Source organism: Pseudomonas sp. CH235 (assembly GCF_004368175.1).
Classification (GTDB): Bacteria; Pseudomonadota; Gammaproteobacteria; order Pseudomonadales; family Pseudomonadaceae; genus Aquipseudomonas; species Aquipseudomonas paraglycinae.
The window spans coordinates 168,059-194,203 of the sequence record NZ_RRZJ01000004.1; the positions used below are offsets into that span (position 1 = coordinate 168,059).

Genomic DNA, 26,145 nt, shown 5'->3' on the forward strand with positions numbered 1-26,145 from the left:
GCAGGTCAAAAACAGTGGCCCACTTTAACCGATGATCCGTTTCGCTGCGCAAACGTAAACGTTCGGTAAAGGTCATTGAAACATTCTGTTGCTGCCTCCATTACAGAGGTGCATCTTCTCCGACGTGGAGGAGGGCAACGTTATCCCCGGCAATCTACGAGGTCGCCATGAACAGCGAAGAACAAACCCTGATCGATGGACTGTTTTCCCGGCTGCAACAGGCCGAAACGGAGGCAGCCCCGCGCGACGCCCAGGCCGAGGCGCGGATCAAGGAACACCTGACGCGCCAGCCGGCCGCAGGTTATTTCATGACCCAGGCGATTCTGGTGCAGGAGGCTGCCCTCAAGAGCCTCGACGAACAGAACAAACAACTGACTCAACAGGTCAAGCAGTTGCAGGCCGAGCTGCAATCGGCCAAGGCCCAGAGCGCGCCACCGGCCTCCAGCGGCGGTGGCTTCCTGTCGAGCATCTTCGGTGGCAGCAGCTCGCGCCCGGCGCCGACCCAGAGCGCCCCGGCCTCCACCGGCGGCTGGCGTGAGCCGGCACCGCAGCAGAACTTCGGTGCCCCGGCGCCGCAACAGAACTTCGGCGCGCCACCACCGGGTTATGGCCAGCAACAAGCGGCCCCGGCAGCCGGCAGCAGCTTCCTCGGCGGCGCCCTGAAAACGGCGGCCGGTGTGGCCGGTGGCGTGATGCTGGCGCAAGGCATCAGCAGCCTGTTCCATCACAACCAGCAGCCGGAAGAAATCGTCGAAGTCATCAAGGAAGAGCCGGCTCAAGTCAACGACCAGAGCAACAACGGCTGGGGTGATGATCAGCGCATGGCCAACAACGACTCCTACGGTAATGACCAGGGTGGCTTTACCGACACCGACTACAGCGATGACAACTCATCGTTCTTCGATGACGACGATTCCTTCGTCTGACTCACCATTCGTCCGGGGCGCCTGATCGCCCCGGGCCGATTATTCGCGGAACCTTCCTTCGGGCTGGCATACTGAGCGCCTTTTTCGGGCCTGGTGCCTGATCCGGCTCATGCGCGTCAGCGCTCACAGGAACTCCGGTGAAAAAAATCGCAGTGTTCGCCGATGTGCAGAACCTCTACTACACCGTGCGTCAGGCCTATGGTTGCCACTTCAACTACGCGGCGCTGTGGGCGGATGTCAGCCAGCACGGGCAGATCGTCGAGGCCTACGCCTATGCGATCGACCGGGGCGACAGCAAACAGCAGCAGTTCCAGCAGATCCTGCGCAACCTCGGTTTCACCGTAAAACTCAAACCCTACATCCAGCGCAGCGATGGCTCGGCCAAGGGCGACTGGGACGTGGGCATCACCCTCGACATCATGGACGCCGCCGATCACGTCGACGAAATCGTCCTGGCCTCCGGTGACGGCGATTTCGACATGCTGCTCGAACGCATCATCAACAAACACGGCGTGCAAGCGGTGGCCTACGGCGTTCCCGGCCTTACGGCCAACTCGCTGATCCGCGCCTCCAGCCGTTACGTGCCGATCGAAGGCGCACTGCTGTTGAAAAATTGAGCGCAAGCTCAAGACTTGATTTGGACGGAGTACAACCCGGTTTGGAACGCATTGCAGTCATCGACTTTGAAACCACCGGCATCTCGCCGAGCAGCAGCTGCCGGGCCACGGAAATTGCCGTGGTCATGCTGGAAAACGGCCGCATCGTCGAGCGTTACCAGAGCCTGATGAACGCCGGCGTGCGCGTCCCGGCCTTCATCGAACAACTCACCGGCATCAGCAACGCCATGCTGCGCACCGCGCCGTCGGCCGAGCGGGTGATGAACGAAGTCAACGAATTCGTCGGCTGCACCCCCTTGCTGGCGCACAACGCCGCGTTCGACCAGAAGTTCTGGGACTTCGAACTGGGCCGGATCAAACGCACCCGCCTGCAGAACTTCGCCTGCTCGCTGCTGCTGGCGCGGCGCTTGATGCCTGCTGCGCCGAATCACAAGCTCGGTACGCTCACTACCTTCGCCCAACTGCCGCATACCGGCCAGGCGCACAGGGCGATGGCGGATGCGGAGATGGCGGCGAATTTGCTGGCGCATCTGGCGGATGAGTTGCGGCGCAAGCATGGGGTGCGGGAGCTATCGCACGACTTGCTGTGCAAATTGCAGAAAGTCCCGGCTGCAAAGGTCGGCGAGCACTTGCAGCGTTATCGCTGACTTAAGGTCTCAGGGACCGCAGCCTGAGACAGATCCTGGTTTGGCGACTATCACGTAAGAGCTGTCGAAAGGCTGCGAATTTTCTGCGTCAGGCCAGACTGGCAAATTGTTGACTGTCGACTTTGCTCACTGGCATGAACCCCGTTGTTTTCTTGAAGTTCATGGTATGCACAAAGTTCTTCATCGAGTCTGAAGGGTCGATGCTTTGCATGTTGATCTTGAACAGCGTGTCGCGAGAAATAGCGACACTGAGGATAGGTTGATCTTCCAGATGGCCAGTTGCGGAGTTAAGAAGTGAGTCAACGGCAGTCACGATCACCATGCGATCTGGAAGGATACTGAGCAACTCTTGGCCTACTCGCAGAACGCAGCTACACACATAGTCCTGCAGCAGTTCGTTGAACTTGCTGATCGGCATCTTTTTAACGGAGAGTTTCCCACTCTGCAGCAGTGACTTGATCTCTTGGGGAATCACTTTCTCACCGTGAACCGAAAGCGTGCATTCAAAGATGCCGGTTTCTCCAACCGAGAAAGTGATGGAGGTGCCGAGGTGTGAGATATCCGTGAAAGGGTTCACTTGCATGACGGCATCAATCCTGGATTGGCCGTCACCGGCGAGCACTCCCGTCGCAAGATCGTAGTCTTCCTGCCATTCGCGATGCTGCGCTTCCCACTCTTTCAATTCTTCAGCCAGTTTCTGCCTGTCTTTGGCCACTGCTGCGGGAATGGCTTCCTCAAGCTTTCTGCGCTTTCTGGCTTCCAGTTTCAAAGTGCGAACAATGAAGCCCGGTTTGTAGCTGGAGTGTTTCTCTCTGGCATGGATTTCATGCGTATTGAGCTCTACGGGTTTGATCGGTGCCGGTTGGCTTACGAACTCACCCCAGTTGATCTGTTCGCCACAATCCTTGTGCACTGAAAGCAGCAGTTCAATGTGGTTTTCGTAGACTTCAACTTCATGCGCAGCCTGCTCGCGAGCCTCCATTTTCGCGAACTCTTTCTGTCGTACTTCAAGTTCACGTTGGCGTCGTTTCGAATTTCGTTCGGCTCTGCGCGCTGACGCTTGCATCGCGCGTAGGGTTCCCTTCCAAGTCATCGCTGAGTTCCTCTCTTTTTTATTGAATTCTTGTTTTTGCGAGCGCCGAAGATCGACCTTTTGCAGGACATTATCGGTCGCATCTGGCGGTGTCCATAGGCCACAGAAATCTTGTGTACATAGGCTGTTTAGCGGTGTGTAGCGTTTGTCGAAGTGTCCTACCGAATGTTAGGGATAATCTGTCTTGAGCTCCAACAAACCCACCGATAACCTCTGCTCGTCGCTACCAATACAGCGACCGGGACTGCAAGCCCGCCGATAATTTGTTAGGCACTGACCGGTGCACCTATAATCGCGTCGCTCTTTTGGCGACCAACGATTTTATGGTGGCTGTGTGCGGGAGACCCTCGGGTCTGCCGAGGTTGCCTAACGACTCGGTCTTGCAGACCCGCGCACAGCTGCCACCCATCATCTGCAAGTGATGCTGGCGGCTCCAACTTTCGTTAGGTGATTTGCCATGATCAAAGTAATTCCCAACGCTCCAAAAAACGCCGGCTCGTCATTCAGCCGTGAGTCACTCGTAAAACCCCAAACCTTCATCCGCCATCACATCCAGCTGCAAGCCGCTCTGGTACATGGCGAAGCCTGGTTCTGCGCCCGAGGTATTGGTCGTCTGATGGGGTTGGAAATCAATGACCGGCAGGTGCTCAAGCTTGATTCGGATCAGCGACGTACGATTTGCCTTTCGGGACCTGATGACACTCAGGAAACCCTGATGCTCAGCGAGTCAGGTGTCTATGCAATGCTGGTTTATCACTACTCTCCGGAAAACCGCCATCTACGCCGTTGGCTGACTCATGAGGTAGTGCCCTTACTGCACGAGGATGTGTTGTCTTCTTTCAGTCCGCGCCCACATCTGCAGTTGATGCTATGTGAGGGGCAGACCTTGAAGCTGTTGCATTGGCGCAACGAGCCGTGGATTCGCTTGCGGGACATGCCAAGCCTCTTGAGCCAAGAAGGCTACAGCTACGGCTGATGGACCCTCGCGATGAACGTTCCCACGCAAAGCGTGGGAACGAGCGGGACGAGAAGGTTACTTGCCGTTCCCTTCGATATGCCCCAATGGCACCCGCTTCTCTATCGCACTCGACAACACGATCGACGTCTTGCTGAACCCGAATTTCGCCACCCGGTTGATCAAATCCTCCAGCTCGGTCATCGAACCCACCGCGGCCTTCATGATCACGCACGGATCGCCCGTCACTCGAAAGCACTCGGTCAGTTGCGGAATTTTCACCAGTTCGTCGTAGACCTTTTGACTGCCGTTCTGGTGGAGACGCAATTCGATCACGCACTGGATCGGCAAGCCGATTTTCGACAGGTCGATGTTCGCCTGATACCCGGTGATTACTCCGGCCGCCTCAAGTTTGGCCACGCGCTCGGCGACGGCGGGGGCGGAGAGGTTCACTTTGCGGGCGAGGTCGGCGTAGGACGCGCGACCGTTTTCGAGCAGGGCGCTGAGCAGCATGCGGTCGTATTTGTCCAAGGTCAGACTCCTGAAATTGCCAGACTTTCGAAATCGCGGTTTTGGCCGTCGATCTCCGTGTTTTCGAAAGTGTACCGGCGCTATAAACAGGTTTTGTAACTTATTTTTAGCGGTTGGCCTTTCTAGAATAATCAATCCCCTGAGTCTGACTTTCGAGCTGCCCATGTCTGCCTTGCGCCGTTTTTCCTTGCCCTTGATCGCCGCGTTTTTTGCGTTGTACGTGATTTGGGGATCGACCTATCTGGTGATCCGCATCGGCGTCGAGTACTGGCCGCCGCTGATGCTCGGCGGCGTGCGCTTCGTGATTGCCGGCACTCTGATGTACGCGTTCCTGCGCTGGCGCGGGGCACCGGCGCCGACCTGGGCGCAATGGAAAGCGGCGGGGATCATCGGGATTTTGTTGCTGAGCTTCGGCAACGGCGCGGTGACCTTGGCCGAGCACAGCGGCGTGGCGTCGGGTGTCGCGGCGCTGGCGGTGGCGACGGTGCCGCTGTTCACTTTGCTCTGCGGTTATCTCTGGGGGGCGCGCAACACCCGCTTGGAGTGGGCCGGGGTGGTGATGGGGATTATCGGCATCGCGATGCTCAACATGGGCTCCAACCTGCAATCGAGTCCGCTGGGCGCGGCGTTGCTGATTTTCGCGGCAGCGAGCTGGGCGTTCGGTTCGGTGTGGAGCAAACACCTGCCGCTGCCTCAGGGCGCAATGGCCAGTGCCGTGGAAATGCTGGTTGGTGGCGTGGTGCTGTTGATCGGCAGCGCGGCCAGCGGTGAACACCTGCAGGCTATGCCGCCGCTGGAAGGCTGGCTGGCGCTGGCGTACCTGATCTTCTTTGGCTCGATCATCGCTTTCAACGCTTACATGTATCTGTTGAAAAACGTTCGTCCGGCGGCAGCCACCAGTTATGCCTACGTCAACCCGGCGGTGGCGGTGTTGCTGGGGATCGTGTTTGTCGGCGAGACCATCGGCATCGAAGAAGCGCTGGCAATGCTGGTGATCATCGGCGCGGTGGTGCTGATCAGTCTGCCACAGTGGCGGCGTCCGGCGCGGTCGCCGGTGGTCAGCGAGCCGGCTGCCGCAGCGAAGGTCATAGCGACGGAGCAGCGTGCGAATTAGGGTAAACTGCGCGCCATCGCATACTCGTTTTGCACAATCTGCTCTGATTTTTCTTACGGTACTCCCATGACTTTCGCCACCCTTGGCCTGATCGAACCCTTGCTGCGCTCCCTCGAGAAGCTCGGCTACCAGACCCCGACGCCGGTGCAGGCGCAGGCCATTCCGGCCGTGCTGGCCGGTCGCGACCTGATGGCCGCGGCCCAGACCGGCACCGGCAAGACCGCCGGTTTTGCTTTGCCGCTGCTGCAACTGCTGGCGATGGAAGGGCCGAAAGTCACCGCCAACTCGGTGCGTGCGCTGATTCTGGTGCCGACCCGCGAGCTGGCCGAACAAGTCCACGAAGCCGTGCGCCAGTACGCTGAAAACCTGCCGCTGCGTACTTACGCGGTGTACGGCGGCGTCAGCATCAACCCGCAGATGATGAAGCTGCGTGGTGGCGTCGATCTGCTGGTCGCGACCCCGGGCCGTCTGCTCGATCTGTTCCGTCAGAACGCGCTGAAGTTCAACCAGCTGCAAACTCTGGTGCTGGACGAAGCAGACCGCATGCTCGACCTGGGCTTTTCCGAAGAGCTGGCGAACATTTACCGCGCGCTGCCGAAAAAACGTCAGACGCTGCTGTTCTCCGCGACCTTCTCCGATGACATCCGCCTGCTGGCCGGGCAGATGCTCAACGATCCGCAGAGCATCGAAGTCAGCCCGCGCAACGTGGCCGCCAACACCGTCAAGCAGTGGGTGGTGACGGTGGACAAGAAGCGCAAGCCGGAACTGTTCGTGCACCTGATGCGCAAGAACAAGTGGAAGCAGGTGCTGGTGTTCGCCAAGACCCGTAATGGTGTGGACGCGCTGGTCGAGAAACTTCAGGGCCTGGGCGTGAACGCCGACGGTATCCACGGCGACAAGCCGCAAGCGACCCGGCAGCGGGCGCTGGATCGGTTCAAGCTGAGCGAAGTGCAGATTCTGGTGGCCACTGATGTTGCTGCCCGTGGTCTGGATATCGAAGATTTGCCGCTGGTGGTCAACTTTGATCTGCCGATCGTGGCCGAGGATTACATTCACCGTATCGGCCGGACTGGCCGCGCGGGTTCGACCGGTGAGGCGATCTCGCTGGTGTGCGCTGATGAAGTGAACATGTTGTCGGCGATTGAAATGCTGACTCGCAGCACGTTGAAGCGTGAGGTTGAGCCGGACTTCGTGCCGGAGCACCGCGTGCCGGACACCGATGCCAGTGGCCAGGTGATCAAGAAGCCGAAGAAACCGAAGAAGCCGAAAGCTTCCGGTGGTGGCGGTGGCAAGCGCAATCTGGGCAAGTGGGTGGACAGCGGCGAGACTCAGGCGCCGGAGCCTTCGATCAAGCCTGTGCGCAAGGTGCCGGTGTTCAATACCGGGCCGCGTAAGCGTAAGCCTTAAGCGTCAGACAGGGTCGTTCCCGCGCAATGCGGGAACGATCAGTTACGCTGTTTCAACCAGTCCAGCATTCCAGCTCCGGCCGCCCGGCCACTGGCAAAACACGCCGTCAGCAAATACCCTCCAGTCGGCGCTTCCCAATCCAGCATCTCCCCCGCACAAAACACCCCCGGCAACGCCTTGAGCATCATCCGCTCATCCATCGCTTCAAACGTCACGCCACCGGCACTGCTGATCGCCTCATCCAGCGGTCGGGTTTTCACCAGCGTCAGCGGCAAAGCCTTGATCGCCCTGGCCAGCAACGCTGGATCGGCAAACGTCGCTGCATCAGTGAGTTCTCGCAACAGCGCCGCCTTCACGCCATCAATCCCGACCTGACTGTGCAGATGCTTGGCCATGGAGCGCGAACCCCGTGGTTTGCTCAATGCCGCCTGCAATTTATCCACAGGCCGGCCGGGCAGCAGGTCGATGTGAATGGTCGCGGCACCGTGCACATTGATCGCCTCACGAATCGGCGCTGACAGCGCGTAGATCAGGCTGCCCTCGATGCCGGTCGCGGTGATCACGCATTCACCCAAACGCGGAACATCGTCGTTCAAACCGATGGCGATGTTTTTCAACGGTGCTCCAGCGAATTTGCTGACCATCAACTCGCTCCAGGCCTGCACCTCGAAGCCGCAGTTACTCGGCTGCAACGGCGACAGTCCTACGCCGCGTTGCTCCAGCGGCAGCATCCACGCGCCGTCGGAACCCAGTCGCGACCAGCTGCCGCCGCCGAGGGCGAGCAGGGTGGCGTCGGGGGAAAAGGTTTTCTCGCCTTCCGGGCTGTCGATGCGCAGCGCGCCGTTTTCGTCCCAGCCGAGCCAGCGGTGGCGGGTGTGGATAACCACGCCGCTGTCGCGCAGGCGCTTGAGCCAGGCGCGCAGCAATGGCGCGGCTTTCATGTCGGTGGGGAACACCCGGCCGGAGCTGCCGATGAAGGTTTCGATGCCCAGTTCGTTGATCCAGCGGCACAGTGCGTCGGCGTCGAACGCGCGCAGCAGCGGGGCGATGTTCGGGGCGCGTTCGGCGTAGCGCGAGAGGAATGCCGGGTAGGCTTCGGAGTGGGTGATGTTCATGCCGCCGACCCCGGCCAGCAGGAACTTGCGGCCCACCGAGGGCATGCCGTCGTACAGATCGACGCGGACTCCGGCCTGGCTCAGCACTTCGGCGGCCATCAGGCCGGCGGGGCCACCGCCGATGATGGCGACGTGAGCGGGAAGGGCGGCAGAAGTCTGGGTCATGGCAGCGGCAATAGCGTGGCGGAATAAGCCGCGCATTCTAGCAGCAGCGACCATCGTCAGGCCTGATCAAAAAACAACCAGCGCGCTGCAAGCCATGTTCAGCGTGGGCTGTAGTCCCTTTCGCTCAGGTTATCCACAGGCCGTTCCACAGCCACTGTGGGTAACGCAGCACAACTCAATGACAACCCGATGACTGCCAGACGCGCTGCGCACTGTGATGCAAGATGCCGTGGCGGCGGGCGAGGGCCTGGCGATCCTTGCTGTATCCGCCGCCGATCACGCCGACCACCGGGATGTCGCGGCCCAGGCAGTGGCGCATCACGCTTTCGTCGCGGGCGGCGACGCCTTCGTCAGTCAGTTGCAGATAACCGAGGGCGTCGTCCTTGTGCACGTCGACGCCGGCGTCGTACAGCACCAGATCAGGCTGATACAGCGGCAGCAGATAGTTGAGCGCGTCGTCGACCACTTTCAGGTAATCGGCATCGCCCATGCCGTTGGGCAGCGGAATGTCCCAGTCGCTTTCGGCCTTGCGTGCAGGAAAGTTCTTTTCGCAGTGCAGGGAAACGGTGATTGCTTCCGGGGTGTTGTGCAGAATCCGTGCAGTGCCGTCGCCCTGATGCACGTCGCAGTCGAAGATCAGCACCCGGTTCACCCGGCCGCTTTGCAGCAAATAGTGACTGATGATCGCCAGGTCATTGAAGATGCAGAAGCCGGCGGGGTAATCGTAGTGGGCGTGATGGGTGCCACCGGCGAGGTGACAGGCCAGGCCATGTTCCAGGGCTTTCTCTGCCGCGAGAATCGAACCGCCGACCGCCCGCACCGTGCGTCGGGCCAGGGCTTCGTTCCACGGCAGACCGAGGCGCCGCTGGTCTTCGCGGGACAACTCGCCACTCATGTAGCGTTCGATATAACCGCGGTCATGGGCCAGGGCGAGAATGTCGGCGGGGCACAGTTCAGGGCGCAGCAGGTCTTCGTCGCGGGTCAGGCCGCTGTCCACCAGGTGATCGCGCAGCAGGCGGAACTTGTCCATGGGGAAGCGGTGTTCCGCCGGGAATTCCGGGCTGTAGTCTTCGTGGTAGATCAGCGGCAACGGCATGGTGGACTATTCATAAAGGCTGCAGGAAAGAGTGCAAAGCCTAACAGCGATGTAGACTGACGGCATCAAGCGGAGGGGCGGGATGGAACCGATACTGGAGCTGGAAAGCGCAAGGCTGCTGATGCGCCAATGGCAGGACGAGGATTTGCCGGCGTTCGCGGCAATGTGCGCCGACCCGCAGGTGATGCGCTACTTCCCCGCGCCCTTGAGCCGGCTGGAAAGCGCCGCGTTGATCGGCCGGGTGCGCGGGCATTTTGCCGAGCACGGTTATGGCCTGTGGGCGCTGGAGCGCAAGGACAGCGGCGAGTTCATCGGTTTTACCGGGCTCGGCGTGGTCGGCTTCGATGCGCCGTTCACCCCGGCGGTGGAAATCGGCTGGCGGCTGGCCAAGGAACACTGGGGCCTCGGTTATGCCAGCGAGGCGGCGTGGACCGCGCTGCGCTGCGGTTTTGACCGGTTGGCCCTGAAGGAAATCGTGTCCTTCACTGCGCAGAGCAATCTGCCGTCGGAAAAAGTCATGCAGGCGATCGGCATGCATCACGATCCAGCCGACGATTTTGATCACCCGAAACTGGCGGTCGACCATCCGTTGCGTCGACACGTGTTGTACCGCATCACCCGGGAGCAATGGCTGCAGACCCTGCATGGCTAAGCCGACACGGACGTTTACAATGGCGCGATCAGTGGCTCGCGCCAGAATCTGAATTGGCCGTCGCAGTCAGGACTGCGCGGCATAGCGTTGTGTGAGGAGAGTCTGAATGAGCCAAGTGTTGGAAGATCTGGTGGATCTGCTGACCCTCGAACCGATCGAGGAAAACCTGTTCCGTGGTCGCAGTCAGGATCTGGGCTTTCGCCAGTTGTTCGGCGGCCAGGTATTGGGCCAGTCGCTGTCGGCGGCCAGTCAGACCGTTGAAGAAGCGCGTCATGTGCATTCGATGCACGGTTATTTTCTGCGTCCGGGCGATGCCAAGTTGCCGGTGGTCTACTCGGTGGACCGCGTGCGGGACGGCGGCAGTTTCAGCACCCGCCGCGTGACCGCGATCCAGAAGGGCCACCCGATTTTCACTTGCAGCGCGTCGTTTCAGTACGACGAAGAAGGCTTCGAACACCAGAGCCAGATGCCGCAAGTGGTCGGCCCGGAAAACCTGCCGTCGGAGCTGGAACTGACCCAGCAACGCGCGCACCTGATCCCGGAACACATGCGCGAAAAGCTGCTGTGCCCGAAGCCGATCGAAGTGCGCCCGGTCACCGAAAAAGACCCGTACAACCCGCAACCGGCGGATCCGGTCAAGTACGTGTGGTTCCGCGCCGACGGCGCCTTGGCCGACATCCCGGCGCTGCACAAATACCTGCTGGCCTACGCCTCGGACTTCGGTCTGCTGACCACCTCGATGCTGCCCCACGGCAAATCGGTCTGGCAGAAAGACATGCAGGTCGCCAGCCTTGACCACGCCTTGTGGTTCCACAACGATCTGCGCGCCGATGACTGGTTGCTCTACGCCATGGACAGCCCGTGGGCCGGCAACTCGCGCGGGTTCTCCCGTGGCAGCGTGTTCAACCGCGCCGGACAACTGGTGGCGTCGGTGACTCAGGAAGGCCTGATCCGTCATCGCAAGGACTGGGCATGAGTCTGGCGGATGTGCGGCACTGGGTGTTCGACATGGACGGCACCCTGACCGTCGCCGTGCATGACTTCGCGGCGATTCGCGTGGCGCTGGCGATCCCGCCGGAGGACGACATCCTTACCCACCTCGCGGCATTACCTGCCGATGAAGCGGCGGCGAAACATGCGTGGCTGCTGGAACATGAGCGGGATCTGGCGCTCGGCTCGACCCCGGCGGTCGGCGCGGTGGAGCTGGTGCGCGACCTGCACGCCAAGGGTTATCGCCTGGGCATCCTGACCCGCAATGCGCGGGAGCTGGCCCATGTGACGCTGGAAGCCATCGGCCTGGCCGACTGCTTTGCGGTGGAGGATGTGCTGGGTCGCGAGGAAGCGCCGCCGAAACCGCATCCGGGCGGTTTGCTGAAACTGGCCGAAGCCTGGCAAGTGCCGGCGAGCGAGATGGTGATGGTCGGAGATTACCGCTTCGACCTCGACTGCGGTCGGGCAGCGGGTACGCACACGGTGCTGGTGAACCTGCCGGACAATCCGTGGCCGGAGCTGACCGATTGGCATGCGAAGGATTGTGTGGAGTTGCGGCGAATGTTGTTCGCTTGAAAAAAAACGGGGGCTTCGGCCCCCGTTTTTTATTGCTCGAACAGTGCTTTCTGGCCTTCCGGCGAGGTCAGCATGCCGTCGCCGTTATGACCGACCCCGGGCACTTCGATCAGGCGCTGATTGACCCCTTCAGGGTGACGACGCAGCAAGTAACCGAAAAACAGCTTGCCGCGCTCCAGTCGATAAGCCCCCTGGGCTTTGGCGGCGCAGCTCTTGTCCAGCGCCGGGTGCTGCGGGTCGGTGTCCTGCTGGCCCAGCAGATAAATCACCTCGCGTTTGACGTAACGGCCTTCAAGCTGCGCGGGCGTTTGCCCACCCGCGTAGATCGGCGGGTCCACCAGACCGTACTTCCAGCGGTTGAAACCCGGGCACTTCGCATGATCGAAGGCCACCGGGCGTTGCTCATTGAAGTAGGCGTAGGACGACGGGTTGGCCACCACATAACGCAAGCGAATGCCTTCGGTCTTGAGCGCCGGCTGTTCCTGGGCCAGCAGCGCATAACGCTGCACCACCTGGGCACCGCCGGAGTGACCGAAGATCACGATCTGCTTCACGTCCGGAAACTGCTTGCGATCGCTCAGCCTTCCGACGATTTCGTCCAGTGCGGCGTAGGAACTCAGCGGATTCGGCCCTGTGGATAACCCGCCGCCCATCCACTCGTTGCCTTGCCAGCGCAGCACGCTGGCGGGTAGCGAGTAGAGCGACACATCGCTTTCGTTGAGAAACTGCGGGGCGATCACCAGGGTGTTGGCGGTTTGCCCGGCCAGTTCCGCCGCGACTTCGCCGCTTTTGCGATAGGTCTCGGCGTTGCGCAGGCGGCCATGAATGACGATCAGCACGCGCTCGATTTTCGCCGGCGCCGGGCCGATGCCCACCGCCATTTCGCCGGCCTGCAATTGCAGGCGCCCGGGACTGATTGCGTCGACGCCGGCCGCTTGGGCGGTGCCGCCGATGAACAGTAAAGCCAACAGCCATTTATGCATTTACAGGTTTTTCGCCGCAAAGGTATCGCACTGGCCGACCTGGCCCTGGGCGAATCCGGTTTTGAACCAGCGCACCCTTTGCGCCGACGTACCGTGAGTAAACGAGTCCGGCACCACACGGCCCTGACCCTGTTGTTGCAGGCGATCATCACCGATGGCGTTCGCTGCGTTCAAGGCTTCTTCGATGTCGCCCGGTTCCAGCCAGTTCAGACGCTTCTGCGCGTTGTAGGCCCAGACCCCGGCCAGGCAATCGGCTTGCAGTTCCTGACGCACCAGCAGACCGCCGTCACCTTCCATCTGCCGGCCTTGCTGGCGGGCTGTCTGAATTTTCGCCGAGACGCCGAGCAGCGTCTGCACATGATGTCCGACTTCGTGAGCGATTACGTAGGCCTGGGCGAAGTCGCCGGCAGCCTTGAAGCGCTGGGCCATTTCCTGGAAGAACGCCATGTCCAGATAGACTTTCTGGTCTGCCGGGCAGTAGAACGGGCCGGTGGCCGAGGTCGCCAGACCGCAGGCGGAATTGACCCGGTTGCTGAACAGCACCAGGGTCGGATCCTTATATTGCCGGCCGGCCTGCTGGAAGATCGCGCCCCAGGTGTCTTCGGTGTCGCCGAGGATCGAGCGCACGAATTCGGCCTGTTCATCGTTGGCCGGCGGTGCCTGACGGGTCTGCGAAGTAGGGGCCGATTGTTCGGTCATCTGCCCGGTGAGCTGGCCGAGGATCTGCAGCGGGTCCTGGCCGGTGATCCAGCCGATGCCGACGATCAGCAGGATCGCTCCGAGGCTCAGGCCCTTGCCGCCGCCGAAGCGCATACCGCCACCACCGCCCATGTCATCGCCACGGGCATCGACGACGTTGTCACTGCGTCGGCCTTTTTTCCATAGCATGTGGGAATCCTCTGTCTGATCGTGGTGATGAGTGTTGCTGGTGTGTGAGTGTGGCGCCAGTCCGATCGTCCGTCTATTCGTACACACGCACAAAGGCCCGGCCTCGGGGTGACGAGGTCGGGCCTGTTATTGACGAGCGCGAGCGCCGGGAATTCAATCCGCCGGCGGTTTTCTTTCGCCGGGTCAGATTTCAGCGGTCGAAGGCATCCCATACCGGCGCGAAGTCCGGGCTGACCTGACGTTCGCGCTTGGACAACGCAGCGATCAGCGCCCGGTCGTCGTCATCCAGTTTGACATTCAGCGAGGCCAGGTTGGCCAGTTGATTGGTCTTGCTGCTGGCCTTGGGAATCGCCGCCACGTTGTCCTGATCCAGCAGCCACTTCAGCGCCACTTGAGTCGGCAGCACGCCGTGTTTTTCGGCGATCTGCTGAATCTGTGGAATCTCCGAGACCTTGTTACGCGCCAGTGGCGTGTAGGCCGTGAGCGCCAGATCATGTTGACGGGCGTAGTCGAGCAGGGCGTTTTGTCCGAGCAGGACGTGGTACTCGACCTGAATGGCTGACAGAGGGATGCCGTATTCCTCGACGACTTTGCGCAGCAGCGGCAGCGGAAAATTCGCCACACCGATGTTGCGAGCCAAACCTTGCTCCTTGAACGACGCGAGGGTCTCAAGGGTGCGCGGCAGGTCCCAGTCGGTGGTCGGCCAATGAATCATGAACAGGTCGACGTACTCGCTGCGCAAGGCCTTGAGGCTGCGATCCAGCGAATGACGCATGGCATCCGGTTGCAACTGGTCCCACCAGACCTTGGTGGTGACGTGAATCTGCTCGCGGGGTGTCGGCGTATTCGCCAGGGCCTGTCCGACTGCATCTTCGTTGTTGTAGGCCGCTGCCGTGTCGATGTGCCGGTAACCGAGTTCCAGCGCTTGCTCCACGGCGCGGGTGCATTCGTCGCCGAGCATCGGCCAGGTGCCGAGGCCGAGTTTTGGCAGGTTCAGTCCTTGTCTGTTAACGATGTGCTGCATGGTCGATCTCCTGTTCGAAAGCCGTGACGCCCGCCATGTGCCGGGCTGCGATGTAACCGAAAGTCAGGGCCGGGCCGAGGTTGATCCCGCCCGCCGGATAATGCCCGCCCATGATGCTGGCCATGTCGCCACCGGCGGCGTAGAGACCGGCGATGGGCCAGTCTTCGGCGTCGAGCACTTGCGCATGCGGGTTGACCTTGAGCCCGGCGAAGGTGCCGAAGCAGCCCGGCTGCACCTTCACCGCGTAGAACGGGCCGTGTTCGATAGGAGCGACGCACGGATTGGGCTGTTGCGCCGGATCACCCTGTTTGCGGTTGTACGGGGTCGAGCCGCGACCGAACAGCGGGTCTTCGCCGTGCCGGGCATGGTGGTTGTAATCATCGACGGTGGCGCGTAAACCCTTCGCGTCGATGCCGCATGCGCTGGCCAATTCCTCCAGGGTATCGCCGGTTTTCAGATAGCCGCTGCGGATAAAACCTGACACCGGCACCGGAAACGGCCGAGACATGCCGAGCCCGTAACGGCGCTGGAACGCGCGGGTGCAGATCAGCCAGGACGCGACCTCTTCGCCCTCGGGGGCGGCGGCGACCATGGCGCTGACGTAGTCGTAATAGCCGTTGGCTTCGTTGACGAAGCGCTGGCCGTTGCGCAGCACGCCGATGACGCCCGGTTTGCCGCGTTCGATGATGTGTGGGAAATGGCCGATGCTGCCGTCGGAATGTGGCACCTGCGAGACCGGTGCCCACGCCACAGGAGAGGCCACATCGGTGTTGACCCGGCCCCCGGCGGTTTCGCCCAGTCGCAGGCCATCGCCATTGACTGCCAGCGGAGGCAGCGCCCAATGTTCATGACCGGTGGGCGTGCGAGGGAACAAGGCTTTGCGCCGCTCGATGTCGTTGGCAAATCCGCCAGCGGCGAGCACCACGGCTTTGCGGGCATGGACATTGACCGGGCCTTTTGTGGTGTTCACGCGAGCGCCGGTGATGCGTGAATCGTCGCGCAACAGTTCCGTCACTGGCGCCGATTCCCACAGCAGTACGCCGAGGTCTTCGGCGGACTTCGCCAGCCGCGCCACCAGCGCCACGCCGTTGACCAGTTGCATCGCCCGGCCGTGCAGCGCCAGGTTCAACAGGTGGCGAGTGAAACGCCGGGTCACGTGCCAGGCCGCCGACAACGAGCGGGTCAGATTGAGAAACGCCGACAGGTCCGCACCGGCCATGATCGGCATGCCCATGAACGATGTTTCGCGCATGGTTGTGCGAAGACGCTTGAGCAGGCGCCCGACCTTTCGTCCGTCATAGGGGGCGGCAATCACCGAGCGTCCGCCGGTGCCGGCGCCCGGTGTTTCACCGTGGATGTCGGCGATGGCGTTGCCGTCGGCAAATTGCAGGGCGGTGTGTTGTTCGAAGAACGCCACCATGCGCGGGCCGGCTTCAAGGAAGGCGTCGATCATGGCCGGGTCGTAGTGCTCGCCGAGTTCGTGGCGCAGATAGGTGCGCGGCAGTTCCACGTCTTCCACGATCCCGGCGCGCCGGGCCAGCGGATTGCACGGCACCCACGCCCAGCCGCCGGACCACGCGGTGGCGCCGCCGAACACCTGATCCTTTTCCACCACGATGACCTTCAAGCCATGCCAGGCGGCGGTGACGGCGGCCGACAAACCAGCGGCGCCGGAGCCGACCACCAGAACGTCGCAGTCGATATCGGGAAGGGCAGGCATCAGCAAGGGCTCCAGCAGTCAGTTGTTTTTAGAATCATGTTCCAGAAAATAACCAGTGCGGGCGAAGCAGATCAACCGACTGACGCGCAAAGTGGGCGGTTATCGGACGCCGGGTTCCAGATTTCGCATTCCTCGGGATGTCTTCTAGAATCGGCGAAATTTCACCGAGAGCGCATCATGGCCGGCAGTCAAATCGAACGGGTTTTCAGCGTGCTGGAAAGCCTCACCAGTGATCCGCGCGGGCTGCCGATGCAGACCCTGGCCGAGCAACTGGACATTCCAAAGAGCGCGACGCACCGCCTGCTCGCCGAGCTGATCCGCCTGGGTTACGTGCGGCAGAATCCGGAGACGTTGCGTTATCACCTGTCGACCAAACTGGTTGCGATGGGCTTTCAGTACCTGTCGAGCAGCGGGGCCGACATCGTGCAGCCGGTGCTGGATCGCCTGGCCCAGGAAACCGGTGAGCTGGTGCGCCTTGGGGTGATTGACGGCGAGCGCCAGACCTGGATTGCGAAGGCCCAGGGCGCCCGCACCGGTCTGCGTTACGACCCGGACATGGGCCGCGATGCGCCGCTGTTCTACACCGCATCGGGCCATGCGTGGCTGGCGTGCATGAGCGACGCCGAGGCGTTGTCGCTGGTCGAACGCCAGGGCGCGGGGGTGCCGGCGGATATCGGGCCCAACGCGCCGCGCTCCAATATTGAACTGCTCGAACGCCTGCGCGTGGCCCGTGAACAGGGTTATGCCTGTGTGGAAGAAAGCTCGGCGGTGGGCACTTCGGCGATTGCTGCCGTGGTGAAACATCCCGCCGATGGCCGGGTGATCGGCGTGCTCAGCATCGCCGGCCCAAGCGCCCGGATGCCGGGGGCGCGATTGCATGAACTGGCGCCGCTGTTGCTGACGTTCACCGAGGAGCTGTCGGCGGCCAGCCTGGCCTCGGAATTGTTCGTTTAAGCAAAGCTGTGCGCTGTTCGCCCACTTTTCAGTCGGGCGGGTGTGAGAATATGGAACCGGGTTCTAAATTGTTGATTGAGTGAATTTTCCCACAACAATCACAAGAGGATCGCACCTTGAACCCGCCCCTTCGAATCGCCCTGATCGGCGCCGGTAACATGGGCCAGCAACATTACCGGCACCTGAAACATCTCACTGAGGCCACGGTATGCGCCGTGGCCGATCCCGGCCCTCAGGCACCGGCCCTGGCGGCGGAGTGGGGTGTGGCGCATTTTCCCGATTACCGTCAGATGCTGGAGCAGAACCGGCCAGACGCCGTGATCGTCGCCAATCCGAATAGTCAGCACGTCAGCACTGCGCTGGATTGTCTCGCCGCTGGTGTTCCGGTGTTGCTGGAAAAACCGGTGGGCGTAAACCTGGATGAGGCGCGGGAACTGGTGGCGGCGGTGAAACGCAGTGGTGTGCCGGTGCTGGTTGGCCATCATCGGCGGCACAATCCGTTGATCGTGCGAGCCCATGAACTGGTCAAGGGCGGAGCATTGGGACGGCTGACTCTGGTGACTGCGTTGTTCCAACTGCGCAAGCCTGACCAGTATTTCGAAACCGCGTGGCGGCGCGAAGAGGGCGCGGGCATGCTGTTGACCAATCTGATTCACGACCTCGATCTGCTGCGTCATCTGTGCGGCGAAGTGCGTTCGGTGCAGGCGATCACCGACCGTGCGTTGCGTGGTTTTGCCAATGAAGACAGCGCGGCGATCCTGCTGCAGTTCGACGGCGGAGCGCTGGGTACGCTGACCGGTTCCGATGCGGTGGCGGCGCCGTGGAGCTGGGAGTTGAACTCCGGGGAAAACCCGGCCTATCCGCGCCAGGCCGATCAGCCGTGTTATTTACTGGCGGGAACGGCAGGAGCCTTGAGCATTCCGCAGCTCAAACACTGGCATTACCGCGCCGATCAGGTGGACGCAGGTTGGCATGAGCCGTTGCTGTCCGTCGACGAACCGTTCACGCCTGACGAAGCCCTGCGATTGCAGTTGCAGCATTTCGTCCGCGTTGCACGCCGGGAAGTCGAACCGCTTGTAAGTGCCGCCGATGCCGCCCGCACGTTGGCGCTGGTCGAGGCCATCCGTGAAGCAGCGGCCAGCGGTCGCGCCACCGAACCTGCGCAGATCGAGGCCTGAACATGAACGAACGAATTCTGTCCCTCGCCAGCCTGACCGTGCTGGAGTTGTCGCCACCCGAGATGGTCGAGGTCGCGGCCCGTGCCGGTTACAGCCATGTCGGCCTGCGTCTGGAGCCGGCGACGCCCGAGGAATATCACTTTCCATTGGTAGCCGATGGCGATTTGCGGCGTCAGACACTGGCGCGTTTGCGTGACACCGGAATCGGCGTGCTCGACGTGGAAATCCTGCGTTTGAAACCGCAGACGGTGGTTGCGGATTTCGAACAACTGCTTAGCGTCGGCGCGGAGTTCGGTGCCAGTGAATTGCTGGTCGCCGGCAACGATCCTGACGAACAGCGGCTCACCGATAATTTCGCGGCACTCTGCGATCTGGCGGCGCCCTACGGTTTGCATCCGCATCTGGAGTTCATGCCATGGACCGATGCGCGCAATCTCGAACAGGCGTTGCGCATCGTCGACAAGGCCGGGCGCGAAAACGGGGCGGTACTGGTCGATGCGTTTCACTTCGACCGTTCCGGATCGCGGCTGGAGGATCTGGACGGTGTGCCGCCCTCGCGGCTGCGCTATGCACAGTTGTGCGATGTTGCCGGGCCGAGGCCGACGGACATGGCCGAGATCTTGCGTCAGGCTCGCAATGAACGACGGTTTCCCGGCGAGGGCGATTGTGACTTGATCGGTTTGTTGCGCAGTCTTCCGGCTAACCTTCCCCTGAGTCTGGAAATTCCCACGGTCAAATTGCTGGAGCAAGGCGTGAGTGGTTTGCAGCGGGCGCAAATGGCGATCGACCGGACACGGGAATTGTTGGCCCGGCTTTAAGTCTGCTTCAAGGGGCGAGGGCGCCTGCGTCCTCGTCACCGTTTATTTTTCATTCAGAGAGAGCCAATGACCGTCAGCACTCCGCTTTCCGGCGTCAACCAACCCTTCAAGGGGATCTTGCTGATTGTCGTGGCAACCTTCCTGTTCTCCAGTCACGACGCGCTGTCGAAATACCTTTCGGGTTTTTATCCGATCGTGATGGTGGTGTGGGCGCGGTATCTGGTGCACACGCTGCTGATGGCGGGAATTTTCCTGCCGCAGTCCGGGCTGCGCGTGCTGCGCACCAAACGTCCGTTGTGGCAGTTGGCGCGGGCGTTGTGCCTGTTGGGCACCAGCCTGTTTTTCACCACAGCGTTGCTGTACATCCCGCTGGCCGAGGCCACGGCGGTCAACTTTCTTGCTCCGGTGCTGGTGACGGCGCTGTCGGTGCCGCTGCTCAAGGAACGGGTGACGCGCGGTCAGTGGATCGCGGTGGTGTGCGGGTTCATCGGTGTGCTGATCATCGTCCATCCGGGCGGTGACTTGTTCACCCCGGCGATTCTGTTGCCGTTCTGTTCGGCGCTGTTTTTCTGCTTCTATCAGTTGCTCACCCGCAAGCTCGCGGAAGTCGACAGCCCGACCACCAGCAACTTTTTCGCCGGGTTGTGCAACACGTTGGTGATGAGTGCGCTGGTGCCGTTCTTCTGGCAAGTGCCGAGTTTGGGGCATGCGTTGTTGATGCTGGCGCTGGGCAGTTGCGGAATGACCGCGCACCTGTTTCTGACCCAGGCGTTCCGCCATGCTGCACCAGCGTTGCTGGCGCCGTTCGGTTACTGCCAGATCGTGTTTGCGGGATTGTTGGGCTGGTTGCTGTTTGCTCACACGCCGACCCTGATGACGGTGATCGGGATTGCGGTGATCTGTTGCAGCGGACTGGCGGCAGCGTGGCAGCAGAGCCGGCGCTGAAGACGTGACCGGCCTGAAATCAGGCCGGTCAGTGCAGGAAGGCTTCTAAGTATTGAAGGGCTACTCGGTAACGGTAGGAATCTTGCGCGGTGCCATGAAGTACATCCAGGTCAGGGCGATGAAGTACATCGCCGGGATCAGGGTGAACAGCACGGTGTAGTTGTTATTGGTGACGGTCAGGATGTGGCCGACGATCTGGGTCATGAACATCCCGCCGATCGCCGCGCACATGCCGCCGAAACCGAACACCGTGCTCATCATGTGCTTGGGCGTGTAGTCCATCACCAGGCTCCAGATGTTGGCGGTCCAGGCCTGATGCGCGCCGATGGCCAGAGAGATGGCGGCAACCGCGATCCACAGGTTGGCGGAGCCGGCGGCCATCACCACACCGATGATGCAGCAGGCGAACAGGAACATCGACAGCAGCCGCGCCTTGATCGAGTTCATGCCGCGACCGATCAGGAACGAAGACAGAATCCCGCCGCCCACGCTGCCGAAGTCGGCGGTGACGTAGATGATGATCAGCGGAATGCCCATCTGGGTAACATTGATGCCCAGGTTGTATTGCTGATTGAGAAACGGCGGCAGCCAGTACAGGTAGAACCAGAACACCGGCGCGGTCAGCGAGTAAGCGAGGGCGAAGGCCCAGGTGCCGCGCATGCGCAGGATTTTCGAGAACGGCACGCGGGCCTGTTCCGGTTCGACTTCTTTCTGGATGTATTCCAGCTCCGACTGCTTAACGTTTGGGTGATCTTCCGGGTTGAAATACTTCAGGCCCCAGAACAGCAGCCAGATCCCCCCCAGCGCCGACATGCACAGGAACGCAGCCTGCCAGCCCCACACGTGAAGGATCAGCGGCAGCAGCATCGGGGTGAACATCGCACCGACGTTGGTGCCGGCGTTGAAGATGCCGGTGGCCACGGCGCGCTCGCCGGCCGGGAACCACAGGCGCGTGGTCTTCACACAAGCCGGGTAGTTCGCCGCTTCAGTCAGGCCGAGGATGAACCGGCAGACCATGAAGCCCACCGCCGAGGTCGCCAGGCCGTGGGCGCCGGTGGCCAGGCTCCAGAGCAGCACTGCGCAGAAGAACACGCGTTTGACGCCGACCCGGTCGATCAGCCGTCCTTGCAGCACGAAGCCGATCGCGTAGCCGACCTGAAACCAGAAGTTGATGTTGGCGTAGTCCATCGCCGTCCAGCTCATTTCCTTGGCGAGGATCGGCTGCATGACGCCGAGGGCGGCGCGGTCGATGTAGTTCAGGGTGGTGGCGAAAAACACCAGCGCCAGCATGCCCCAACGGGTCTTGCCGACGGCCATGGCGCCGCGGATCTTGTCGCCGATGCCACCCGTGGCAGTGCTCATGGCCGGAGCCATGCGGGAAGTCTGTGAAGGAATCATGTGTTCCACCCGTTTTTGGATTTGTTATTTGGTGTGCTTTTCTTGTGCACGCTGCGACCGGTGGTTCAGTTCCGGACTCAAGGTGAGATGGATGTTGGGCAGTGGACGAAAAATCGTCAATTCGCCAAACCGGCATTGTGTTCGATAATCGCACGCAAAACTAACCGGGTAGTACACTTTAAATTGCTCAATGAAAAACCGGGACCAATAATTCGCTCACCCTATAAAAGCGGCGCAATTTCCGTAGCCGACGTCTCCACCGGGAGTTGAAACATGCAGCGATCCATTGCCACCGTCTCCTTGAGCGGAACCCTGCCGGAAAAACTCGAAGCCATTGCCGCCGCCGGGTTCGACGGGGTGGAGATTTTCGAGAACGATCTTCTGTATTACGACGGCAGCCCCCGGGAAATCCGGCAGATGTGCGCCGACCTCGGGATTGCCATCACGCTGTTTCAACCGTTCCGCGATTTCGAAGGCTGCCGCCGCGATCGCCTGGACCGCAACCTGGAGCGGGCCGAGCGCAAGTTCGACCTGATGCAGGAGCTGGGCACCGACCTGGTGCTGGTCTGCAGCAATGCCTCCCCCGACAGTCTCGGCGAGCAACAGATCCTCATCGACGACCTGCGCCTGCTGGCCGAGCGCGCCGGCGCCCGTGGCCTGCGTATCGGTTATGAAGCGCTGGCCTGGGGCCGTCACGTCAATACTTATCAACAGGTCTGGGACATCGTGCGTCAGGCCGATCACCCGGCCCTCGGCGTGTTGCTCGACAGCTTCCACACCTTGTCGCTCAAGGGCGATCCACGGGCGATTGCCGAGATTCCCGGCGACAAGATTTTCTTCGTACAGATGGCCGACGCGCCGATCCTGGCGATGGACGTGCTGGAGTGGAGCCGGCATTTCCGCTGCTTCCCGGGGCAGGGTGAATTCGATCTTCCGGGCTTCCTAGCGCCGATCATCCAGAGCGGCTACACCGGGCCGCTGTCGCTGGAAATCTTCAACGACGGCTTCCGCGCCGCACCGCCTCGGGCCAATGCGGCCGACGGTCTGCGTTCGCTGCTGTACCTGGAGGAGAAAACCCGCCAGCGTCTGGAGCAGGACATCCGTCCTGTGGATAACCGCGAAATCCTCTTCGAAACGCCGAAGGCCAGCGAGTACAACGGCATCGAGTTTCTTGAGTTCGCCGTGGATGAAAGCCTCGGGGCCAAGCTGTCGAACTGGCTGGAGCGGCTGGGTTTCGTCAAGGCCGGTCAGCATCGTTCCAAGAGCGTCAGCCTGTTGCGTCAGGGCGATATCAACCTGATCCTCAACTCGGAACCCTATTCGTTCGGCCACAGCTTTTTCGAGGCCCACGGCCCGTCGCTGTGCGCCACCGCCGTGCGGGTCAAGGACAGCGCCAGCGCGCTGGCCCGGGCGGTCGCCTATAAAGGTCAGCCGTATCGCGGACTGGTCGGCCCCAACGAGCTGGAACTGGCGGCGGTGCGTGCGCCGGACGGCAGCCTGATTTATCTGGTGGATCAGGACGCGGATGTTTACGGCACCGACTTCAATCTGCTGCCGGATGCTGTTGCGCGGGGCGGCCTCAAGCGCATCGACCACATGGCCATGGCGCTGCCGGCAGACAGCCTCGACAGCTGGGTGCTGTTCTACAAGAGCCTGCTGGATTTCGAGGCCGATGACGAAGTGGTGCTGCCCGATCCGTATGGCTTGGTGAAGAGTCGCGCGCTGCGTAGCCGCGACAGTTCGATCCGTCTGCCGCTGAACATTTCCGAGACCCGCAACACCGCGATCTCACACGCGCTGTCGAGTTATCGCGGCTCCGGGGTGCATCACATCGCCTTCGATTGCGACGATATCTTCGCCGAAGTCAGCCGGGCGAAAGAGGCGGGCGTGCCGCTGCTGGATATCCCCCTCAACTATTACGACGACCTGGCGGCGCGCTTCGATTTCGATGACGAATTCCTCAGCGAACTGGCGTACTACAACGTGCTGTACGACGGCGATGCGCAGGGTGGCGAGTTGTTTCACGTCTATACCGAGCCGTTCGAAGGGCGTTTCTTCTTCGAGATCATCCAGCGCAAGAACGGTTACGCCGGTTATGGCGCGGCCAACGTCGCGGTGCGGCTGGCGGCGATGGCCAAATCACGCAGTGGCGCGATTCGCCAGGCGAAGTTGTAGGAAATTCGTAAACGCGGGATTAAACACGGGTCGCGCGGCTTCCTTCACTGGGGCGCGCGGCCCATAATCGCCAGCCTGTGCAGTGATGGCCGTGAGCCCGCAATGACGATGACTTCAGAACTTTCCGCAGCCTCCGATCTACCCGCGGTAGAGCCGCGCAAAAGTCGCAAGAACAACCCGGAAAAGACCCGCGAGAATATCCTGCAGGAGGCGATCGTCGAGTTCGTCCAGCAGGGTCTGTCCGGCGCTCGCGTCGACGCGATCGCCGAGCGCATCCACACCTCCAAGCGCATGATCTATTACTACTTCGGCAGCAAGGAGCAGTTGTACGTCGAGGTGCTGGAGAAGCTCTACGGCGATATCCGCAACACCGAGAACCGTCTGCACCTGGCCGAACTGCCGCCGGTGGAAGCGATCCGGCGTCTGGTGGAGTTCACCTTCGATCACCACGATCGCAACGTCGATTTCGTGCGGATCGTCAGCATCGAAAACATCCACAACGCCGAGTACGTGAAGCGTTCCGACGCGATCAAGGCGATGAACAACACCATCCTCGATTCCCTGGGCGAGATTCTGCGTCGTGGTGCTGAAGAAGGCGTGTTCCGCGCCGGGCTCGACGCGCTGGACGTGCATCTGCTGATCAGTTCGTTCTGCTTCTATCGTGTGTCGAACCGCCACACGTTCGGTGAGATCTTTCAGATCGACCTGCCGGACGAAAGCATCAAGCAGCGTCATCGCGAGATGATTTGCGAGTCGGTGCTGCGCTACCTGCAGGCGTGACCAAAGTCGAGGGGGCGTCGCCCCCTCACGGTTTTATCCATTCATGCTTTGAAAATGCGCGAGCATTCGCTGCGCATCCGGCACTCTGCCGCTGAACAGTTCAAACGCTTTCACCGCCTGAAACACCGCCATGTTGCCGCCGTCCAGGGTTCGGCAGCCCAAGGCGCGAGCGTTGCGCAGCAGTTCGGTTTCCAGTGGGAAATACACGATCTCCGCCACCCACAACTCGGGTCGCAGCAACGCCGCCGGCACGGGCATGCCCGGTAATTTGGCCATGCCCATCGGCGTGGTGTTTACCAGGCCATTCGCCTGACTCAGTGTGCTCGCCAGATCATGCCCGGCAACCGCCCGGCCAGCGCCGAAATGCTGGTTGAGGTTGTTGGCCAGGCTTTCGGCGCGCTCCACGTCCACATCAAAAATGCTCAGTTGCTGTACGCCTTCGCTCAACAAGGCGTGGGCGACTGCCGCACCGGCGCCGCCAGCGCCCATCTGGACCACACGTTCGCGGGCGACGTCTGGCAGGCCGCGACGAAAACCTTCGGCAAAACCCAGGCAATCGGTGTTGTGGCCGACGCGTTTGCCGTCCTTCAGCACCACTGTGTTCACGGCTCCGATGCCTCGGGCTTCCGGAGACAATTCATCGAGCAGCGGGATGATTGCCTGCTTGCACGGGAAGGTGATGTTCAGCCCGGTGTAATTCATCCGTTCGGCGGCCAGCAGCAGGTCGGGCAGGGCGTTCCTGTCCAGTTGCAGTTGATCGAGATCGATCAGCCGGTAAAGGTAACGCAGACCCTGTTCGTCGCCTTCGTGCTCGTGCAGCGCCGGGGTGCGGGAGGCCTGGATGCCGGCGCCGATCAGCCCGGCGAGTATCACGTTGTTGCGGTTCATGCGGATCGCCCCTTCAGCCGCTGGCTGAAATGTTCCAGGGCCAGGCGATAACCGTGGCTGCCGAAGCCGCACATCACGGCCGTGGCGATGGCCGAGACGAACGAGTGATGACGGAACGGCTCGCGGGCATGGACGTTGGACAGGTGCACTTCGATCACCGGCAATTCGCTGGCGACCAGAGCGTCGCGGATCGCGACCGAGGTGTGAGTCCAGGCGGCCGGGTTGATGACGATGCCGGCGCAGCGCTGGCGGGCGCCGTGAATCCAGTCGAGCAGTTCGCCTTCGTGGTTGGTCTGGCGAAACTCCACGGCCAGGCCGAACTCTTCGGCGGCGCGCCCGCACAGGGCAGAAATGTCGGCCAGGGTTTCGTGACCGTAGGTCGCCGGTTCACGGGTGCCGAGCAGGTTCAGGTTCGGGCCGTTGAGCACCAGAACGATAGGGGGCATGGGGGCAAACTCCACTTATTGTTTTTGGCTTGGGCCGAGGGTTTCGACCTGTGGAGTTAAATTG

The 26,145-nt window shown here is 61.5% G+C and carries 26 protein-coding genes; 15 read left to right on the plus strand and 11 right to left on the minus strand.

The window, feature by feature from the left end; genetic code table 11:
- Nucleotides 1-167 precede the first annotated feature (167 nt).
- From EIY71_RS06350 to EIY71_RS06360, 3 genes are all read left to right on the plus strand, one after another.
- Nucleotides 168-926 carry a DUF2076 domain-containing protein gene (locus EIY71_RS06350; protein ID WP_134020981.1) on the plus strand — a complete coding sequence of 253 codons (759 nt, stop codon included), beginning with the start codon at nucleotides 168-170 and terminating at the stop codon, nucleotides 924-926.
- Nucleotides 927-1,063: 137 nt separating this feature from the next.
- A complete protein-coding gene (locus EIY71_RS06355) occupies nucleotides 1,064-1,543 on the plus strand; it encodes an NYN domain-containing protein (RefSeq protein ID WP_134020984.1) in 480 nt (159 codons plus the stop codon).
- Nucleotides 1,544-1,584: 41 nt separating this feature from the next.
- Nucleotides 1,585-2,190, plus strand: coding sequence for a PolC-type DNA polymerase III (locus EIY71_RS06360; protein ID WP_134020986.1), 606 nt, complete (start codon nucleotides 1,585-1,587; stop codon nucleotides 2,188-2,190).
- An 88-nt stretch (nucleotides 2,191-2,278) separates the two neighbouring features.
- On the opposite strand, the gene EIY71_RS06365 is transcribed toward EIY71_RS06360, so the two are convergent.
- The gene (locus EIY71_RS06365; protein WP_134020989.1) at nucleotides 2,279-3,283 is read right to left on the minus strand and encodes a hypothetical protein; all 1,005 of its coding nucleotides are present in this window, start codon (nucleotides 3,281-3,283) and stop codon (nucleotides 2,279-2,281) included.
- Nucleotides 3,284-3,740: 457 nt separating this feature from the next.
- On the opposite strand from EIY71_RS06365, the gene EIY71_RS06370 reads away from it, so the two are divergent.
- Entirely contained in the window at nucleotides 3,741-4,259 is a 519-nt protein-coding gene (locus tag EIY71_RS06370) for a Bro-N domain-containing protein (protein ID WP_134020992.1), read from the plus strand.
- 57 nt (nucleotides 4,260-4,316) lie between these two features.
- On the opposite strand, the gene EIY71_RS06375 is transcribed toward EIY71_RS06370, so the two are convergent.
- Nucleotides 4,317-4,769 carry an Lrp/AsnC family transcriptional regulator gene (locus EIY71_RS06375; RefSeq protein WP_134020994.1) on the minus strand — a complete coding sequence of 151 codons (453 nt, stop codon included), beginning with the start codon at nucleotides 4,767-4,769 and terminating at the stop codon, nucleotides 4,317-4,319.
- Nucleotides 4,770-4,932: 163 nt separating this feature from the next.
- On the opposite strand from EIY71_RS06375, the gene yedA reads away from it, so the two are divergent.
- Nucleotides 4,933-5,883, plus strand: a complete 951-nt coding sequence (gene yedA / locus EIY71_RS06380) for a drug/metabolite exporter YedA (RefSeq protein WP_085747674.1) — start codon at nucleotides 4,933-4,935, stop codon at nucleotides 5,881-5,883.
- A gap of 66 nt (nucleotides 5,884-5,949) precedes the next feature.
- A complete protein-coding gene (locus EIY71_RS06385; protein WP_007958742.1) occupies nucleotides 5,950-7,290 on the plus strand; it encodes a DEAD/DEAH box helicase in 1,341 nt (446 codons plus the stop codon).
- Nucleotides 7,291-7,328: 38 nt separating this feature from the next.
- On the opposite strand, the gene EIY71_RS06390 is transcribed toward EIY71_RS06385, so the two are convergent.
- Together EIY71_RS06390 and EIY71_RS06395 are read right to left on the minus strand one after the other, a co-directional pair.
- Nucleotides 7,329-8,570 carry a TIGR03862 family flavoprotein gene (locus EIY71_RS06390; protein ID WP_102716638.1) on the minus strand — a complete coding sequence of 414 codons (1,242 nt, stop codon included), beginning with the start codon at nucleotides 8,568-8,570 and terminating at the stop codon, nucleotides 7,329-7,331.
- A gap of 175 nt (nucleotides 8,571-8,745) precedes the next feature.
- The gene (locus EIY71_RS06395; protein WP_102716637.1) at nucleotides 8,746-9,666 is read right to left on the minus strand and encodes a histone deacetylase; all 921 of its coding nucleotides are present in this window, start codon (nucleotides 9,664-9,666) and stop codon (nucleotides 8,746-8,748) included.
- 82 nt (nucleotides 9,667-9,748) lie between these two features.
- On the opposite strand from EIY71_RS06395, the gene EIY71_RS06400 reads away from it, so the two are divergent.
- The 3 genes from EIY71_RS06400 to EIY71_RS06410 all read left to right on the plus strand — a co-directional run bounded on the left by EIY71_RS06400 (nucleotide 9,749) and on the right by EIY71_RS06410 (nucleotide 11,884).
- The gene (locus EIY71_RS06400; RefSeq protein WP_064382143.1) at nucleotides 9,749-10,318 is read left to right on the plus strand and encodes a GNAT family N-acetyltransferase; all 570 of its coding nucleotides are present in this window, start codon (nucleotides 9,749-9,751) and stop codon (nucleotides 10,316-10,318) included.
- Nucleotides 10,319-10,424: 106 nt separating this feature from the next.
- Nucleotides 10,425-11,294, plus strand: coding sequence for an acyl-CoA thioesterase II (gene tesB, locus EIY71_RS06405; protein ID WP_007958750.1), 870 nt, complete (start codon nucleotides 10,425-10,427; stop codon nucleotides 11,292-11,294).
- The gene (locus EIY71_RS06410; protein ID WP_085747678.1) at nucleotides 11,291-11,884 is read left to right on the plus strand and encodes an HAD family hydrolase; all 594 of its coding nucleotides are present in this window, start codon (nucleotides 11,291-11,293) and stop codon (nucleotides 11,882-11,884) included. The genes tesB and EIY71_RS06410 overlap by 4 nt, the downstream gene beginning before the upstream one ends.
- Nucleotides 11,885-11,913: 29 nt before the next feature.
- On the opposite strand, the gene EIY71_RS06415 is transcribed toward EIY71_RS06410, so the two are convergent.
- The 4 genes from EIY71_RS06415 to EIY71_RS06430 all read right to left on the minus strand — a co-directional run bounded on the left by EIY71_RS06415 (nucleotide 11,914) and on the right by EIY71_RS06430 (nucleotide 16,499).
- Nucleotides 11,914-12,867, minus strand: coding sequence for a hypothetical protein (locus tag EIY71_RS06415; protein ID WP_085612583.1), 954 nt, complete (start codon nucleotides 12,865-12,867; stop codon nucleotides 11,914-11,916).
- Complete coding sequence (locus EIY71_RS06420; RefSeq protein ID WP_039771788.1) at nucleotides 12,868-13,755, minus strand: neutral zinc metallopeptidase; 888 nt, start codon at nucleotides 13,753-13,755, stop codon at nucleotides 12,868-12,870.
- Between the two features lie 190 nt (nucleotides 13,756-13,945).
- On the minus strand, nucleotides 13,946-14,779 hold the full coding sequence (locus tag EIY71_RS06425; protein ID WP_134020997.1) for an aldo/keto reductase: 834 nt from the start codon (nucleotides 14,777-14,779) through the stop codon (nucleotides 13,946-13,948).
- Nucleotides 14,763-16,499, minus strand: a complete 1,737-nt coding sequence (locus EIY71_RS06430) for an FAD-dependent oxidoreductase (RefSeq protein ID WP_134021000.1) — start codon at nucleotides 16,497-16,499, stop codon at nucleotides 14,763-14,765. Before EIY71_RS06430 ends, EIY71_RS06425 begins: the two co-directional genes overlap by 17 nt.
- 177 nt (nucleotides 16,500-16,676) lie before the next feature.
- Between EIY71_RS06430 and EIY71_RS06435 the strand changes: the two genes are divergently transcribed.
- The 4 genes from EIY71_RS06435 (at nucleotide 16,677) to EIY71_RS06450 (ending at nucleotide 20,394) form a co-directional block, all read left to right on the plus strand.
- Entirely contained in the window at nucleotides 16,677-17,453 is a 777-nt protein-coding gene (locus EIY71_RS06435; RefSeq protein WP_134021003.1) for an IclR family transcriptional regulator, read from the plus strand.
- Nucleotides 17,454-17,569: 116 nt separating this feature from the next.
- Nucleotides 17,570-18,631, plus strand: coding sequence for a Gfo/Idh/MocA family protein (locus EIY71_RS06440; protein WP_134021006.1), 1,062 nt, complete (start codon nucleotides 17,570-17,572; stop codon nucleotides 18,629-18,631).
- A 2-nt stretch (nucleotides 18,632-18,633) separates the two neighbouring features.
- Nucleotides 18,634-19,449 (plus strand): sugar phosphate isomerase/epimerase, encoded by an 816-nt coding sequence (locus tag EIY71_RS06445; RefSeq protein ID WP_102686340.1) that lies wholly within the window; start codon nucleotides 18,634-18,636, stop codon nucleotides 19,447-19,449.
- A gap of 66 nt (nucleotides 19,450-19,515) precedes the next feature.
- Complete coding sequence (locus EIY71_RS06450) at nucleotides 19,516-20,394, plus strand: DMT family transporter (RefSeq protein ID WP_039771776.1); 879 nt, start codon at nucleotides 19,516-19,518, stop codon at nucleotides 20,392-20,394.
- A 60-nt stretch (nucleotides 20,395-20,454) separates the two neighbouring features.
- On the opposite strand, the gene EIY71_RS06455 is transcribed toward EIY71_RS06450, so the two are convergent.
- Entirely contained in the window at nucleotides 20,455-21,792 is a 1,338-nt protein-coding gene (locus tag EIY71_RS06455) for an MFS transporter (RefSeq protein WP_064599596.1), read from the minus strand.
- A gap of 273 nt (nucleotides 21,793-22,065) precedes the next feature.
- On the opposite strand from EIY71_RS06455, the gene quiC reads away from it, so the two are divergent.
- Nucleotides 22,066-23,967 (plus strand): 3-dehydroshikimate dehydratase QuiC, encoded by a 1,902-nt coding sequence (gene quiC / locus EIY71_RS06460; RefSeq protein ID WP_134021009.1) that lies wholly within the window; start codon nucleotides 22,066-22,068, stop codon nucleotides 23,965-23,967.
- Between the two features lie 102 nt (nucleotides 23,968-24,069).
- Entirely contained in the window at nucleotides 24,070-24,747 is a 678-nt protein-coding gene (locus EIY71_RS06465; RefSeq protein ID WP_085747685.1) for a TetR/AcrR family transcriptional regulator, read from the plus strand.
- Between the two features lie 33 nt (nucleotides 24,748-24,780).
- On the opposite strand, the gene EIY71_RS06470 is transcribed toward EIY71_RS06465, so the two are convergent.
- Together EIY71_RS06470 and aroQ are read right to left on the minus strand one after the other, a co-directional pair.
- Complete coding sequence (locus tag EIY71_RS06470) at nucleotides 24,781-25,635, minus strand: shikimate dehydrogenase (RefSeq protein WP_134021012.1); 855 nt, start codon at nucleotides 25,633-25,635, stop codon at nucleotides 24,781-24,783.
- Nucleotides 25,632-26,081 (minus strand): type II 3-dehydroquinate dehydratase, encoded by a 450-nt coding sequence (gene aroQ / locus EIY71_RS06475; RefSeq protein ID WP_064382130.1) that lies wholly within the window; start codon nucleotides 26,079-26,081, stop codon nucleotides 25,632-25,634. The genes EIY71_RS06470 and aroQ overlap by 4 nt, the downstream gene beginning before the upstream one ends.
- Between the last annotated feature and the right edge of the window lie 64 nt (nucleotides 26,082-26,145).